Here is a 14,030-nt window from a genome sequence, read left to right on the forward strand (position 1 = left end):
GAGAGGAAAAAGATGAAAATACAAGTTTTAAATATTAAAGGTAATCAAGTTAAAGAAATTACTTTAAATGATAATGTATGAGGAATCGAACCTCACCAACAAGCTATTTATGATACTGTTGTTGCTCAACAAGCTGCTTTAAGACAAGGAACTAAAAAAGTTAAAACTCGTGCTGAAGTTTCTGGTGGAGGACGTAAACCTTGAAAACAAAAAGGTACAGGACGTGCTCGTCAAGGATCTATCAGAGCTCCACAATGAAGAGGAGGAGGAGTTGTGTTTGGTCCAACTCCAAATATCAACTACACAAAAAGTGTTAATAAAAAAGTTAGAGCATTAGCTTTTAGATCAGCACTATCATTAAAAGCTAAAGAAAATAATCTTGTAATTGTTGACAAATTTGAATTTTCTAAACCATCAACTAAAGAAATGGTGATGGTAATCAAAGATTTAAAAATTGATGATCAAAAAGTATTAATTGTTACTAAAGACAAAGAACAATTAGTAATTAAATCAGCAAACAACATTAGTAAAGTTAAAACATTAGCTGCTAACCAATTAAATGTTTATGACTTATTAAACGCAACTAAGTTGTTAATTACAGAAGAAGCTGCCCTAGCAGTTGAGGAGGTATACGCATAATGCACTTAACAGAAGTTATTAAAAAACCTGTTCTAACAGAAAAGTCATTTCTAGGTCATGAAAATGGTGTGTATACTTTCTTAGTTGATAAAAAAGCTAATAAAGTGCAAATCAAAAAAACTTTTGAAGAAATCTTTGAAGTTAAAGTAGCATCAGTTAGAACTATGAACTATGACGGAAAAGATAAAAGAGTAGGAAGATTTGTTGGAAAAACAAATTCATTTAAAAAAGCAATCATCACTTTAAAAGCTGGTGAAAAATTAGAAGTCTTAAATGACTTAGCACAATAAGCGACTTATAGATAAATCTACCCGGATAAACTATTATAAGCGCGTAATAATAGAAAGGGAAAAACATGGCAATTAAGAAATATAAACCAACAACTAATGGTCGTAGAAATATGACTACTATTGATTATTCAAAAATTCTTACTAAAACTGAACCAGAAAAATCATTAGTTGTTTCTAAAAATTCTAAAGCCGGAAGAAATAACCGTGGATTAATTACAACTCGCCATAAAGGTGGAGGACATAAACAAAAATACCGTGTTATTGACTTTAAAAGAAATAAAAGAGATGTTGTTGGAAAAATAGCATCAATTGAATATGATCCAAATAGAAATGCCTTCATTTGTTTAGTAAATTATCTTGATGGAGAAAAACGTTATGTGTTATTTGCTAAAGGAATGGAAGTAGGAATGAAGATTATTGCTTCAGAAACTGCTGATATTAAAATTGGAAATGCTGCTCCACTAAAAAATATTCCTGAAGGTACTTTAGTTCATAATGTTGAATTAAAACCTGGAAAAGGTGGACAAATTGCAAGAAGTGCTGGTTCATCAGTTCAAATTCTAGGAAAAGATGAAGATGGAAAATATGTAACTTTACGTTTATCATCAGGTGAAGTTAGAAAAGTTTTAGCTGAATGTTATGCTACTATCGGTGAAGTAGGAAACGAAGAATACAATTTAGTTAACTGAGGAAAAGCGGGACGTAATCGTTGAAGAGGAATTCGTCCCACAGTTAGAGGTTCAGTAATGAACCCTAACGATCACCCACATGGAGGAGGAGAAGGACGTACTCCAATTGGTCGTAAATCTCCAGTTACTCCATGAGGTAAACCAGCTTTAGGTGTTAAAACAAGAAATACTAAAAAAGCTTCAGAAAAACTAATTGTAAGAAAGCGTAATAAAAAATAGAAAGGGAAAATAACTATTATGACAAGATCATTAAAAAAAGGACCATTTGTTGATGAAAGTTTATTTAAAAAAGTTCAATCAGCTAAAGATGGAGAAGTAATTAAAACTTGATCACGTAGATCAACTATTTTCCCTGAATTCATCGGTAAAACATTCGGTGTTTACAATGGAAAAGAATTTATCCCAGTTTATATTACTGAAGATATGGTTGGAAATAAGTTAGGTGAATTTGCTCCAACTCGTAAATTTGGTGGACATGGTGATGATAAGAAAAATAATAAAAAGAAAAAATAGGAAGAGATAGGAATTAACAATGGAAGCAAAAGCAAAATTATCTATGATTCGTATCTCACCTAGAAAAGTTAGATTAGTAGCAGATACAATCAGAAACAAATCTGTAGCAAATGCAATTGCAATTTTGCAAAATACTAATAAAGATGCAGTTGAGCCTGTATTAAAATTACTAAACTCAGCAGTTGCTAATGCTGTTAATAATAATGGTATGGATGCTGATAAGTTATTTGTTAAAACAATTTTTGTCAATGAAGGACCAACATTGAAACGTTTTAGACCAAGAGCTCACGGAAGAGCATATGAAATTTTTAAAAGAACTAGTCACATTGTGATTGTAGTTAGTGACGAAAGATAGAAAGGAGCAGTAGAAAATGGGACAAAAAGTATCACCAAACGTGTTACGTTTAGGAATTGTAAGAGATTGAGAAAGCAGATGATATGCTGAAAAAGCTCAATATGTTAAATGATTAGATCAAGATATTAAAATTCGTAAAGCTGTGTTTGCATTATTAAAAGATGCTGCTGTATCTAAAATTGATATCGAAAGAACAACTAAAGATTTAACATTAATTATCAAAACTGCTCGTCCAGCTATCGTTTTAGGTCAAGAAGGTAAAAACATCCAAAACATTGTTTTAGTTGTCAAAAAAACAGCTAAAAATAAAAATCTAAAAGTTAATGTTAAAGTTGTTGAAATTTCAAACCCAGATGCTGATGCAACTCTAGTTGCAAGATGAATTGGAGAACAAATTTCAAACCGTGCTTCATTTAGAACAGTGCAAAAACTAGCTATTAGAAAAGCATTAAAATCAGGAGTTAAGGGAATTAAAACTGCTGTAAGTGGACGTTTAGGTGGAGTTGAAATGGCTCGTACTGAAGGTTATTTAGAAGGTTCAGTTCCTTTATCAACTCTAAGAGCTAATATTGATTATGCTTTGTATGAAGCTCCAACAACATATGGTCAAATTGGAGTAAAAGTATGAATCAACCACGGTGAAGTTTTAGATGCTAAAAAAACTTATAGAGATTCATCAGCAGTTATGCAAAACTCTAAAACTAATAAAGGAGGCAAAAGATAATTATGTTAATGCCTAAAAGAACTAAGTATCGAAAACCTCACAGAGTTAGTTATCAAGGAAAAGCTAAAGGAGCTAAAGAAATTAATTTTGGTGAATTTGGCTTAATGGCTTTAGATGGTGCTTGAATTGATAATCACCAAATTGAAGCTGCGCGTATCGCGATGACTCGTTATATGAGACGTGATGGAAAAATTTGAATGAGAATATATCCACACATGTCAATGTCTAAAAAACCAGCTGAAGTACGTATGGGATCAGGAAAAGGAAATCCTGAAAAATGAGTAGCTGTTGTTAAAAAAGGAACAATTATGTTCGAAATTGCTCAAGTAAATGAAGAAGTTGCAAGAGAAGCCTTAAGATTAGCAGCTCACAAACTTCCAATTCGTTGCAAATTTGTTAAAAGAGGTGACAATTAATGGCTAAATCAAAAATTAAAGATATTAGAAACTTATCAGTTGATGAATTAATTAAAACTGGTGAATCTAAAAGAGCTGAATTATTTGCCTTAAAGTTTCAAGCAGCAGTTGGAAGCTTAGAACAAACTCATCGAATTAAAGAAATTAAAAGAGAAATTGCAAGAATTGAATTAACTTTAACTGAAAGACGTTTAAGTGGAGAAAACACTAACAAAGTTATTAAAGCTGATTACAATGCTGCAGTAGCTGAAGCTGAAAAAGCTGGAAAAGCAGTTAGAGCAAAACAAAGAAAAATGATTGAAGAACAATACCAACAACAATTTGGCTTAGAAGCTGATCAAGAAATCTCGGCTATAGAACAAGCAATGACTACAAGTCAAGAATCTCAACCTGAACAAGTATCAAAGGAGACTGAAAATGATGCAAAGAAATAGTAGAAGATCATTAATCGGTAAAGTTGTTTCTGATAAAATGGACAAAACTATTACTGTATTAGTTGAAACTTATAAAAACCACCCAATTTACAAAAAGCGTGTTAAATATTCTAAAAAATATAAAGCACATGATGAACAACAAATTGCCAAAATCGGTGATAAAGTTGAAATCATAGAAACACGTCCTTTATCTAGAACAAAAAACTTTAGACTAGTTAAAGTTATTGAAAAAGCAACTTTATAATAAGGAGATAATTTCAAATGATTCAAACATTATCTAAATTAAAAGTAGCAGATAACTCAGGTGCTAAAGAAGTTCGTGTAATTCGTAATTTAGGTGGTTCAGTGAGAAAATTTTCAGGTATTGGAGATATTATTGTTTGTTCAGTAATTTCTGCAACTCCAGGTGCAGTTATTAAAAAAGGTCAAGTTGTTAAAGCTGTAATTGTTAGAACTACTCGCGAGTTAAGAAGAAGTGATGGAACTTACATCAAATTTTCTGAAAACGCAGCAGTATTAGTAAAAGATGATAAATCACCACGTGGAACTCGTATTTTTGGTCCGATCGCACGTGAAATTAAAGAAGCTGGATTTGCGAAAATCGCATCTCTAGCTCCAGAAGTATTATAGAAAGGAACCAGCCATGGCTAAATCAAAAATCTTAAAAGGTGATGTGGTTAAAATTATTGCTGGTTCACACAAAGGTGAATTAGGACCAATTATTGCCTTATCAAAAGACAAACAATGAGTATCAGTTCAAGGAGTTAACGTTAAAAAACACGTTAAACCTTCAAATCAAGATACTGAAGGCGGAATTAAAGAAGTTCCAGCTAAAATCCATGTTTCAAACGTAGCATTACAAGATCCAAAAAACAAAAATGCTACTACAAGAGTTGGTTTTGAAATTACTGATGGTAAAAAAATTCGTATTGCTAAAAAATCAAAATCACAAATTAAAAGTGCTAGATAATTGAAAGGAAATTGTTAAGTATTATGAAATCAAGATTAGAAATTAAATACAAAGAACAAATTGTTCCTGAATTATTTAAAGAATTAAATTATAAATCAGTAATGCAAGTACCAAAAATTGAAAAAATCGTGATAAACATGGGTGTTGGAGACGCTACAACTGATCCTAAAAAATTAGATGCAGCTGTATCTGAATTAGAAAAATTAAGTGGTCAAAAACCACAAGTTACCAAGGCTAAAAAATCTTTAGCAGTATTTAAATTAAGAGAAGGAATGCCAATTGGGACTAAAGTTACTTTAAGAGGTAAAAAAATGTATGATTTTTTAGATAAATTAATCAATGTTGCTTTACCACGTGTTCGTGACTTTAGAGGTGTTTCAAAAAACTCATTTGATGGATTTGGAAATTATACAACAGGTATAAAAGAACAAATCATTTTCCCAGAAATTGATTATGATAAAGTTCAAAGATTACGTGGTATGGATATTACAATTGTAACTTCTGCTAAAACTAACAAAGAAGCATTGGCATTATTACAAAAAATGGGAATGCCATTTGAAAAATAATACAAAGGGAGATAGTGTAAAATGGCTAAAAAATCATTAAAAGTAAAACAACAAAAGCACCAAAAATTTGGTGTTAGAAATTACACACGCTGTAATAATTGTGGAAGACCACACGCTGTGCTAAGAAAATTTGGAATTTGCCGTATTTGTTTTAGAAAATTTGCTTACGAAGGACAAATTCCTGGTATCAAAAAAGCTTCATGATAGAAACTAAGAAAGGAATCACACAATATGACAACTGATGTTATTGCAGATATGCTAACTAGAATTAGAAATGCTAATCAAAGATACTTAAAAACTGTAAGTGTTCCATCAAGCAAAGTAAAACTAGAAATAGCAAAAATTTTAAAAGAAGAAGGATTCATTTCAAACTTTACTGTTGAAGGTGAAGTTAAAAAAACCATTACTATCGAGCTAAAATACCAAGGAAAAACTAGAGTAATTCAAGGGCTAAAGAAAATTTCAAAACCAGGTTTAAGAGTTTATGCACAAGCAAGCGAAATCCCACAAGTATTAAATGGACTAGGTATCTCAATTGTTTCAACATCACAAGGAATTATGACTGGTAAAAAAGCTCGACTAGCAAATGCTGGTGGAGAAGTATTAGCATTCATTTGATAATAAGGAGATAGATGATATGTCACGTATAGGAAACAGAATATTAAATATCCCTAATGGTGTTGAAGTTATGATCACAGCAGATAATACAGTTACAGTCAAAGGAACAGAAGGAACATTATCAAAACAATTTTCACCACTAATCAAAATTCAGGTTGCTGATAATACAGTATTAACAAAAAGAGTAAATGAACAAAAACATACAAAACAATTACATGGAACTACAAACTCATTACTTCAAGCGATGATTATTGGAGTAAGTGAAGGATTTAAAAAGGAATTAACAATTACTGGGGTTGGATATAAAGCAGCAGTTAATGGTCAAAAACTTAACTTAAACTTAGGTTATTCACACCCAATTGAATATATCATTCCAGATGGAGTTAACATTCAAGCACCAAAAGTAACTGAATTAATTATTACTGGAATTGATAAACAACTTGTTGGAGAAGTTGCAGCAAACATTAGAGCATATAGAAAACCTGAGCCATATAAGGCTAAAGGAATTAAATACAAAGATGAAATTATTATTAGAAAAGAAGGGAAAGCAGCTGGTAAGTAAAACCAGAGCTAAGGTTATAAAAAATGAAAGTTACTAAAGCACAAGCAAGAAAACGCAGACATTTTAGAGTAAGACAAAAAGTTAGCGGAACAGCTGCAAAACCAAGATTAAATGTATTTAAGTCAAACACAAATTTCTATGCTCAAATTATTGATGATACTAAAGGAGTTACTTTAGTGTCAGCTTCAACTTTAAAAATGGATTTAAAAAACAAATCTAATAAAGACGCAGCTGCTAAAGTTGGTGAAGAAATTGCTAAAAAAGCTTTAGCTGCAAACATTAATACTGTAGTATTTGATCGTTCTGGATATTTATATCATGGTAAAGTAAAAGCTTTTGCTGAAGCAGCAAGACAAGCAGGATTAAACTTTTAAGAAAGGGTGGAAGAAAAAATGACAGCAGAATTAAACTCAGTAGAAACAAAACAAACTAATGTTAATGTTGAAAAAACTTCTACTCAAAAACCAGAAAATAAAAAATTTGATAGAAAAAGTAAATCAAATACAAGATCAGCAAAAATTCAAAAAGATGATTTTGAAGAAAAAGTTGTAGCAATTAGACGTGTTACTAAAGTTACTAAGGGTGGACGTCACTTTAGATTTGCAGCAGTTGTTGTGGTAGGTAATAAAAAAGGTCTAGTTGGTATGGGAACTGGAAAAGCTAACGAAGTTCCTGAAGCTATTAAAAAAGCTATTAAAGAAGCTAAGAAAAACTTAGTTGTTGTTCCATTGCGAGACGCAACAGTTCCACATGAGATTATCGGAACTTTTGGAGCTGGTAAGATTTTAATTAAACCAGCTAAAGCTGGTACTGGAGTAATTGCTGGTGGACCAGCTCGTGCTGTGATTGAACTAGCAGGTATTTCAGATGTTTATGCTAAATCTTTAGGAAGTAATAATCCAATTAACATGATTAGAGCAACTATGAAAGGTTTACAATCAATGCAAACCTTAAAAAGAGTTAATGAACTAAGATATCTAAAAACAATTGCTAAAGAAGTTAAAGTTGTTGCAAAACAACCTGAAAAGCTAGCTGAAAAAACTGTGGAAATACAGTCAAAACAACCTGAAAAACCAGTTGAAAAGTTAGCTGAAAAACAACCTGAAAAGCCAGCTAAAAAAACTACTACTAAAAAAATTGAACCTGTTGCAGAATAATAGAAAGAGAGCCATAAAAAATGAAACTAAATGAATTAAAATACACTCCAGGCAGCAAGAAAAAAGCTACTAGAGTTGGTAGAGGAATGGCTTCTGGAAAAGGAAAAACTGCAACTAGAGGTCACAAAGGACAAAATTCACGTTCAGGTGGTGGAGTACGTCCTGGGTTTGAAGGAGGACAAACTCCTTTATTTAGAAGACTACCTAAAATTGGATTTACTTCTTTAAATCAAAAAAAATATTTTATTTTAAATTTAAGCGATTTAGAAAAGTTAAATCTAAATTCAATTAATCATGAGACTTTAATTAATGCTAAAATAATTAAGAATGACAAAATTTTAATAAAAATTCTAGCAAATGGTACATTAACAAAAAAAATTGATGTTAAAGTCAACAAGATTTCAAAATCAGCACAAACTGAAATTGAAAAACTTGGAGGAAAAGTAGAGGTGATCTAATAATGGCAAAATCAACTGTTGAAGATAAAAAAAATCAAAACAGAAAATTTGCTTTAAAATCACTTAATAAAAAAAACGATTTTGTAAAGACAAATTTCTTTATTAAAAATAAGGATTTGGTTTATAGAATCGCTTTTACTTTATTAGCACTTGTTATTATTAGAATTGGTGTTTATATTACAGTTCCTGGAGTTAGATTAGATCCTAAATTTGCTGCTGAAACTTCAAGAATTCAATTTTTTCAATTGCTTTCTACTCTAGGTGGGGGAAGTGTTGGAAGATTTTCTATTCTTGCTCTGGGAGTTTCACCTTATATTACTGCATCAATTATTGTGCAATTGCTTTCAACTGATGTTATTCCAGTTTTAACTAGATGAAATAAATCAGGAGAAAGAGGAAGAAAAAAACTTGATCGATTAACAAAAATTATTATGATTCCTTTTGCAATTATGCAAGCAGAAGCAACAATTTTTACCCTATCAAGTCAAGGGTTAATCACACCGGGTTGAGATGATGCGAATTCTTTGGCAGGCCCTGCCTTTTACTACATTTTGGTTCCTTTAATTATGTTAGCGGGTTCATATCTAATGTTATGAATTGCTGATCAAATCACAATTAAAGGAATTGGAAACGGAATTTCAATAGTGATTTTTTTAGGTATTATTGTTTCAATGCCATCTAATTTAATTGCAACTTATAATTTCTGAATATCTAATTCTGGTGAAGAAGCAAACATTTTCTTTTCAGGATTATTAAACTTTATGATTTATATTGGAGTTTTTTTCTTAGTTATTTTTGCTGTTGTTTTAATGAATGAAGCAGAAAGAAAAATCCCAATTCAGCAAACTGGTTCAGGATTAACTGATTCACAAGAACACACTCCTTATTTACCTTTAAAATTAAATAATGCCGGAGTTATTCCAGTAATTTTTGCTTCAGCAATTATTTCAACACCAGTAACTATTTCACAAATTATTGGTTCATTTGATCCAGCCAACGGATTTGTGATATTTACAAATGATTATCTTTCATTTGATAGTTGATATGGAATTACGATTTTTGGAATTTTAATTATTTTGTTTACCTTTTTATACTCTCAAGTGCAAATTAATCCTGAAAAAATTGCTGAAAACTTCCAAAAATCTGGAACCTTTATTCCTGGAATTAAACCTGGACAAGATACATCAAAATATTTAGCATCGACAATTAATAGACTGTCATTTGTTGGTTCATTTTTCTTGGCTGCTATTTCGGTTTTACCTTACATTATTTCTAAATTAACAAGTCTACCTTCTAATTTAGCTATTGGTGGAACTGGTTTAATTATTTGTATTTCAGTTTCAATTCAAACAACCCAACAATTAAAAGGAAGACTGATTCAACAAAGCTTTATTGAAAAGAAAAAAGAAAAATTTACTGAAGAGTCAAAAAATACTCAAACATCACATATTTGATAAAAGGCATCAGGCCTTTTTATTGCTTATTAAATAGTTTGATTATTTAGGAGAAGATTATGTCATTAGATAAGAACACAATTTTTGAGCAACTAACTCAATTGGCAAAAAGATCTTATGCACCTTATTCTAACTTTAGAGTATCTTGTATTATTTATTTAAAAAATAATCAACAGATTATTGGAGTCAATGTTGAAAACGCAGCTTATAATCCTTGCATTTGTGCTGAAAGATGCGCGTTATCACAACTATATGCACAAGGTTATGATAAAACTGATGTTGATTTAGTTGCTTTATACACTGATAGTAAAACTTTTGGATCACCTTGTGGAACATGTCGTCAAACAATGAGTGAGTTATTAAAAAATGATCAAAAGATTTATATTTTTAACCAACAAGGATTTTTTGATCAGTTTAGTGTCAAAGATCTATTACCATATGCATTTTCTGACAAAAATCTCAAAAGATAATACTAATTACGATGTCTTTTAATTATTTATTTGACTATTAATAGAACAACAATCTTTTAATTTCTAAACATATAAAATTAATTTAAACATCAAACAAGGAGAAAAATTGTAATGAATATCATGTTATTAGGAGCACCTGGTTCTGGAAAAGGTACTCAAGCTGAAAAGTTGGTTAATCAAAATAAGTTTATTCAAGTTTCAACTGGAGATTTGATGAGAAAAGAAATTGATCAAAACTCTAAACTTGGAATTGAGTGTTCGAAATATATGAATCAAGGAAAATACGTTCCAGATAATATAGTGAATGCAATTGTTGAAGAGTTTTTAAAACAAACAAATGATAAATTAATTTTTGATGGATATCCAAGAACTTTAGATCAAGCCAAGGCCTTAGATGAAATGCTAACAAAGATTAACAAAAAAATTGATTTTGTCTTTTATATTGATGTTGATACTGAACTATTAATTAAAAGAATAAGCAATAGATTAGTTTGTCAGGTATGTAAAGCAAGTTTTAATACTATTTTTAGAAAACCTAAAGTTGAAGGTTTATGTGATTTTGATCATTCGGTATTAGTTAAAAGAGCAGATGACGATTTAGAAAAAGTTAAAGTACGACTAGAAACTTATAATAATCAAACCCTACCATTAATTAATTATTATAAAAATTCAACTAAATTCATAACTATCAAGGCAACTGATTTAACAGCTGATCAAGTTTTTGATGTAATTAAAGGAGCAATTAGCTAGTATGATCTCAATTAAAACTAGTGAACAAATTGAAAAAATCAGAACAGCAAGTAAAGTTTTAGCTCAAGGATTAGAGATCTTAAAACAAATGATTAAACCGGGTGTTAATTGCTTGGAATTAGATCAGGTTTTTCAAGATTTTATAACTTCAAAAAATTGTCAATCTAACTTTAAAGGTTATCATGGTTTTCCTAAAACTATTTGTATTTCAATTAATGAACAACTAGTTCACGGAATTCCTCAAAACCGAGTTTTACAGAATGGTGATATTGTAAGTATTGATGCAGGATGTACTTATCAAGGATGACATGCAGATAGTGCATTTACTGTGGTATGTGGTATTGCAAAAAACCCGAAAAATGATATACTTATATCGGTCACTGAAAAAGCATTAGAACTTGCCATTGAGCAAGTTAAACCTGGAACAAGACTTGGAACAATAGGATTTACAATCCAAAGATTTGTTGAATCTTTTGGTTTTTTTATTCCAAGAGATTATACAGGACATGGAATTGGTCGAGCTTTACATGAAGATCCATTTATTCCTAATTATGGTGTAGAAAACACTGGTATTAGATTGCAAGCTGGAATGGTTATTTGTATTGAACCAATGGTTCAAATGGGAACAGATAAAACTAAAGTTTTGGATGATAAATGAACAGTTTATTCAGCTGATCATAGTATGGCCGCACACTTTGAGCACACAATACTAGTTACTGAGACTGGTTGTGAAGTATTAACAAAATTATAGGAGGACTTATCAATGGCTAAAGAAACTGAAATGGAATTTGAAGGTACTGTTGTTGAAGTACTGCCTAATGCTCAATTTAAAGTGCAATTAGAAAATGGAATAGTTATTAATGCCCACGTGTCAGGTAAAATCCGCATGCACTACATCCGCATTTTACCTGGAGATAAAGTAACTATTGTAATTTCGCCATATGATATGACACGTGGAAGAATTACTTATCGAAAAATTTCTAAGTAATTATAGGACAATACAGTACGTTCAAAATCAGTGAAAGCTGATTTGTTGTCTTTTTTAAGATATAAAATACGGAGGTTTTAAAGATGAAAGTTAGATCATCAGTCAAACAAATTTGCGACAAATGTCGTGTAATTAGACGTAAAGGCCGCGTAATGATTATTTGTGGAACTCCAAAACACAAACAAAGACAAGGTTAGTAGTTTAATTATTTTTTTTAGAAAGGATACGTTAATATGGCTCGTATTAGTGGAGTTGAAATTCCAAACGATAAGAGAGTAGTTATTTCATTAACATATATTTATGGAATTGGATTATCAACAGCTCAAAATGTTTTAAAGACATTAAATATTTCTGAAGATATTCGTGTTAAAGACTTAACTGAAGAACAAATCAAAAACATTTCTGCAGAAATCTCAAAATACAAAACCGAAGGAGAATTACGTAGAGAAGTATCATTAAATATCAAACGTTTAATGGAAATTGGAAGTTACAGAGGATTAAGACACCGTAAAGGTTTACCTGCTAGAGGACAATCATCAAAAACTAACGCAAGAACAGTAAAAGGTCCAAGAAAAACTGTAGCTAATAAGAAAAAATAACAGGTAGAAAGAAGGAAAATTAAAATGGCAAATCCAAAACCACAAGGTAAAAAGAAAATTAAGAAAAATATTCCTAAAGGTATTGCTCACATTCATTCTACTTTTAACAATACTATTGTTACTATTAGTGATGAAAAAGGAAATGTTCTTTCTTGATCAAGTGCTGGAGCATTAGGTTTTAAAGGTTCAAAAAAATCTACACCTTATGCAGCACAATTAATTTCTGAAGCAGCAGCTAAAGGTGCTATGGATAATGGAGTTAAGTCTGTTGCAGTAGAAGTTAAAGGCCCAGGTCCAGGACGTGATGCAGCTGTTAGAGCATTACAAATGGCAGGATTAGATATTAATTCAATTAAAGATACAACACCAATACCACATAACGGAGTGCGTCCAAGAAAACGCCCAAGAGGTTAGTAATATGAAACAATTTATGAGACCAGAATTCACCCTTTTAAAAGAAGATCAAGATAAAAATTATGCAAAATTTAGTGTATCACCTCTAGAAAGAGGATTTGGTACTACTTTAGGTAATGCTATCAGAAGAACTCTATTAGCAGCAACTCCTGGTGCAAGTGTTTTTGCAATCAGAATTGCTGGTGCTGCTCATGAATTTACTTCAATTTCAGGAATCATTGAAAATGTTACAAGAATTATTTTAAATATTAAGCAACTAATTTTAAAAATTGATTCTAAAATTTATCGTGATGATGAAGTTGCAGAACTTAAAATTAAAACTACTTCTGAAGGCGCAGTTTATGCTTCTGATTTAGAACTACCAGCTGGAGTAGAAATTTTAAATAAGGATTTATTAATTGCAACTGTTGCTGAAGGCGGAGTTTTAGATTTAGTTTTATATGCTAAAAACTCACGTGGGTATAAAACATTTAAAGATAATAAAAATGAAAAAAGTATTGAGCCAGGAATGATCACAATTGATTCAAACTACTCACCAGTTATTAGAGTAGCTTATGCAGTTGATACAGCTAAAATTGGTAAATCAATTGATTTAGAAAAATTAGAATTAGAAGTTGAAACAGATGGCTCAATTTCAGCTGTTGAAGCAGTAAGTATCGCTTCTAAAATTTTAGTTGCTCACTTAGAATTCTTTATTAATCTAAGTCAAGAAATAAATGATGTTGAAATTATTGGTTTAGAAAATGAAGAAGAAAAAGAATTAGATAAAACAGTTGAAGAGTTGGACTTAACTCAAAGAAGTTTAAATTGTTTAAAGCGCGCAGGAATTGATACTTTAAGAGAATTAATTTCTAAAAATGAAGAAGAAATTGCTTCAATCAGAAATCTAGGACGTAAATCATTAAAAGAAATTAAAGAAAAAGTTGCTCAATTAAGATTAACATTCAGACAATCATAATAACAA

The 14,030-nt window shown here is 30.8% G+C and carries 27 protein-coding genes; all 27 read left to right on the forward strand.

Annotated elements, in window-relative coordinates:
* Positions 1-12 precede the first annotated feature (12 nt).
* Complete coding sequence (gene rplD / locus MPUT_RS00695) at positions 13-639, forward strand: 50S ribosomal protein L4 (RefSeq protein WP_014034894.1); 627 nt, start codon at positions 13-15, stop codon at positions 637-639.
* Positions 639-929: a 50S ribosomal protein L23 gene (rplW, locus tag MPUT_RS00700; RefSeq protein ID WP_014034895.1), complete on the forward strand. Its 291-nt coding sequence runs from the start codon at positions 639-641 to the stop codon at positions 927-929. Before rplD ends, rplW begins: the two co-directional genes overlap by 1 nt.
* Before the next feature lie 65 nt (positions 930-994).
* Positions 995-1,837 carry a 50S ribosomal protein L2 gene (gene rplB / locus MPUT_RS00705; protein WP_014034896.1) on the forward strand — a complete coding sequence of 281 codons (843 nt, stop codon included), beginning with the start codon at positions 995-997 and terminating at the stop codon, positions 1,835-1,837.
* Positions 1,838-1,855: 18 nt separating this feature from the next.
* The gene (gene rpsS / locus MPUT_RS00710; RefSeq protein WP_014034897.1) at positions 1,856-2,131 is read left to right on the forward strand and encodes a 30S ribosomal protein S19; all 276 of its coding nucleotides are present in this window, start codon (positions 1,856-1,858) and stop codon (positions 2,129-2,131) included.
* A 19-nt stretch (positions 2,132-2,150) separates the two neighbouring features.
* Positions 2,151-2,486: a 50S ribosomal protein L22 gene (gene rplV / locus MPUT_RS00715; RefSeq protein ID WP_014034898.1), complete on the forward strand. Its 336-nt coding sequence runs from the start codon at positions 2,151-2,153 to the stop codon at positions 2,484-2,486.
* 16 nt (positions 2,487-2,502) lie between these two features.
* Positions 2,503-3,210 (forward strand): 30S ribosomal protein S3, encoded by a 708-nt coding sequence (gene rpsC / locus MPUT_RS00720; protein ID WP_014034899.1) that lies wholly within the window; start codon positions 2,503-2,505, stop codon positions 3,208-3,210.
* 2 nt (positions 3,211-3,212) lie between these two features.
* The gene (rplP, locus tag MPUT_RS00725; protein WP_014034900.1) at positions 3,213-3,626 is read left to right on the forward strand and encodes a 50S ribosomal protein L16; all 414 of its coding nucleotides are present in this window, start codon (positions 3,213-3,215) and stop codon (positions 3,624-3,626) included.
* Complete coding sequence (rpmC, locus tag MPUT_RS00730) at positions 3,626-4,060, forward strand: 50S ribosomal protein L29 (RefSeq protein WP_014034901.1); 435 nt, start codon at positions 3,626-3,628, stop codon at positions 4,058-4,060. The genes rplP and rpmC overlap by 1 nt, the downstream gene beginning before the upstream one ends.
* Entirely contained in the window at positions 4,047-4,304 is a 258-nt protein-coding gene (gene rpsQ, locus MPUT_RS00735) for a 30S ribosomal protein S17 (RefSeq protein ID WP_014034902.1), read from the forward strand. The genes rpmC and rpsQ overlap by 14 nt, the downstream gene beginning before the upstream one ends.
* 17 nt (positions 4,305-4,321) lie before the next feature.
* Positions 4,322-4,690, forward strand: coding sequence for a 50S ribosomal protein L14 (rplN, locus tag MPUT_RS00740; RefSeq protein WP_014034903.1), 369 nt, complete (start codon positions 4,322-4,324; stop codon positions 4,688-4,690).
* 13 nt (positions 4,691-4,703) lie between these two features.
* Positions 4,704-5,030: a 50S ribosomal protein L24 gene (gene rplX / locus MPUT_RS00745; protein WP_014034904.1), complete on the forward strand. Its 327-nt coding sequence runs from the start codon at positions 4,704-4,706 to the stop codon at positions 5,028-5,030.
* A gap of 23 nt (positions 5,031-5,053) precedes the next feature.
* Positions 5,054-5,596 (forward strand): 50S ribosomal protein L5, encoded by a 543-nt coding sequence (gene rplE, locus MPUT_RS00750; protein WP_014034905.1) that lies wholly within the window; start codon positions 5,054-5,056, stop codon positions 5,594-5,596.
* Between the two features lie 21 nt (positions 5,597-5,617).
* The gene (locus tag MPUT_RS00755) at positions 5,618-5,803 is read left to right on the forward strand and encodes a type Z 30S ribosomal protein S14 (RefSeq protein ID WP_014034906.1); all 186 of its coding nucleotides are present in this window, start codon (positions 5,618-5,620) and stop codon (positions 5,801-5,803) included.
* 24 nt (positions 5,804-5,827) lie between these two features.
* Entirely contained in the window at positions 5,828-6,217 is a 390-nt protein-coding gene (gene rpsH / locus MPUT_RS00760) for a 30S ribosomal protein S8 (protein WP_014034907.1), read from the forward strand.
* A gap of 16 nt (positions 6,218-6,233) precedes the next feature.
* The gene (gene rplF / locus MPUT_RS00765) at positions 6,234-6,776 is read left to right on the forward strand and encodes a 50S ribosomal protein L6 (protein ID WP_014034908.1); all 543 of its coding nucleotides are present in this window, start codon (positions 6,234-6,236) and stop codon (positions 6,774-6,776) included.
* 23 nt (positions 6,777-6,799) lie between these two features.
* Positions 6,800-7,150, forward strand: a complete 351-nt coding sequence (gene rplR, locus MPUT_RS00770) for a 50S ribosomal protein L18 (protein ID WP_014034909.1) — start codon at positions 6,800-6,802, stop codon at positions 7,148-7,150.
* An 18-nt stretch (positions 7,151-7,168) separates the two neighbouring features.
* Complete coding sequence (gene rpsE, locus MPUT_RS03940; protein ID WP_014034910.1) at positions 7,169-7,933, forward strand: 30S ribosomal protein S5; 765 nt, start codon at positions 7,169-7,171, stop codon at positions 7,931-7,933.
* Positions 7,934-7,953: 20 nt separating this feature from the next.
* Complete coding sequence (gene rplO, locus MPUT_RS00780; RefSeq protein ID WP_014034911.1) at positions 7,954-8,391, forward strand: 50S ribosomal protein L15; 438 nt, start codon at positions 7,954-7,956, stop codon at positions 8,389-8,391.
* A gap of 2 nt (positions 8,392-8,393) precedes the next feature.
* Entirely contained in the window at positions 8,394-9,848 is a 1,455-nt protein-coding gene (gene secY / locus MPUT_RS00785; protein WP_014034912.1) for a preprotein translocase subunit SecY, read from the forward strand.
* A 56-nt stretch (positions 9,849-9,904) separates the two neighbouring features.
* Positions 9,905-10,315 (forward strand): cytidine deaminase, encoded by a 411-nt coding sequence (gene cdd / locus MPUT_RS00790; RefSeq protein ID WP_014034913.1) that lies wholly within the window; start codon positions 9,905-9,907, stop codon positions 10,313-10,315.
* A gap of 111 nt (positions 10,316-10,426) precedes the next feature.
* The gene (locus tag MPUT_RS00795; RefSeq protein WP_014034914.1) at positions 10,427-11,065 is read left to right on the forward strand and encodes an adenylate kinase; all 639 of its coding nucleotides are present in this window, start codon (positions 10,427-10,429) and stop codon (positions 11,063-11,065) included.
* 1 nt (position 11,066) lies between these two features.
* A complete protein-coding gene (map, locus tag MPUT_RS00800) occupies positions 11,067-11,816 on the forward strand; it encodes a type I methionyl aminopeptidase (protein ID WP_014034915.1) in 750 nt (249 codons plus the stop codon).
* 12 nt (positions 11,817-11,828) lie between these two features.
* Positions 11,829-12,053: a translation initiation factor IF-1 gene (infA, locus tag MPUT_RS00805; protein ID WP_014034916.1), complete on the forward strand. Its 225-nt coding sequence runs from the start codon at positions 11,829-11,831 to the stop codon at positions 12,051-12,053.
* A gap of 83 nt (positions 12,054-12,136) precedes the next feature.
* Positions 12,137-12,250 (forward strand): 50S ribosomal protein L36, encoded by a 114-nt coding sequence (gene rpmJ / locus MPUT_RS00810; protein ID WP_014034917.1) that lies wholly within the window; start codon positions 12,137-12,139, stop codon positions 12,248-12,250.
* A gap of 36 nt (positions 12,251-12,286) precedes the next feature.
* Complete coding sequence (gene rpsM, locus MPUT_RS00815) at positions 12,287-12,652, forward strand: 30S ribosomal protein S13 (protein ID WP_014034918.1); 366 nt, start codon at positions 12,287-12,289, stop codon at positions 12,650-12,652.
* 24 nt (positions 12,653-12,676) lie between these two features.
* Positions 12,677-13,066: a 30S ribosomal protein S11 gene (gene rpsK / locus MPUT_RS00820; protein WP_014034919.1), complete on the forward strand. Its 390-nt coding sequence runs from the start codon at positions 12,677-12,679 to the stop codon at positions 13,064-13,066.
* Between the two features lie 4 nt (positions 13,067-13,070).
* Complete coding sequence (locus MPUT_RS00825; RefSeq protein WP_014034920.1) at positions 13,071-14,024, forward strand: DNA-directed RNA polymerase subunit alpha; 954 nt, start codon at positions 13,071-13,073, stop codon at positions 14,022-14,024.
* The last annotated feature ends 6 nt before the right edge of the window (positions 14,025-14,030 follow it).

It is taken from the genome of Mycoplasma putrefaciens KS1 (genome assembly GCF_000224105.1).
GTDB classification, from domain to species: domain Bacteria; phylum Bacillota_I; class Bacilli_A; order Mycoplasmatales; family Mycoplasmataceae; genus Mycoplasma; species Mycoplasma putrefaciens.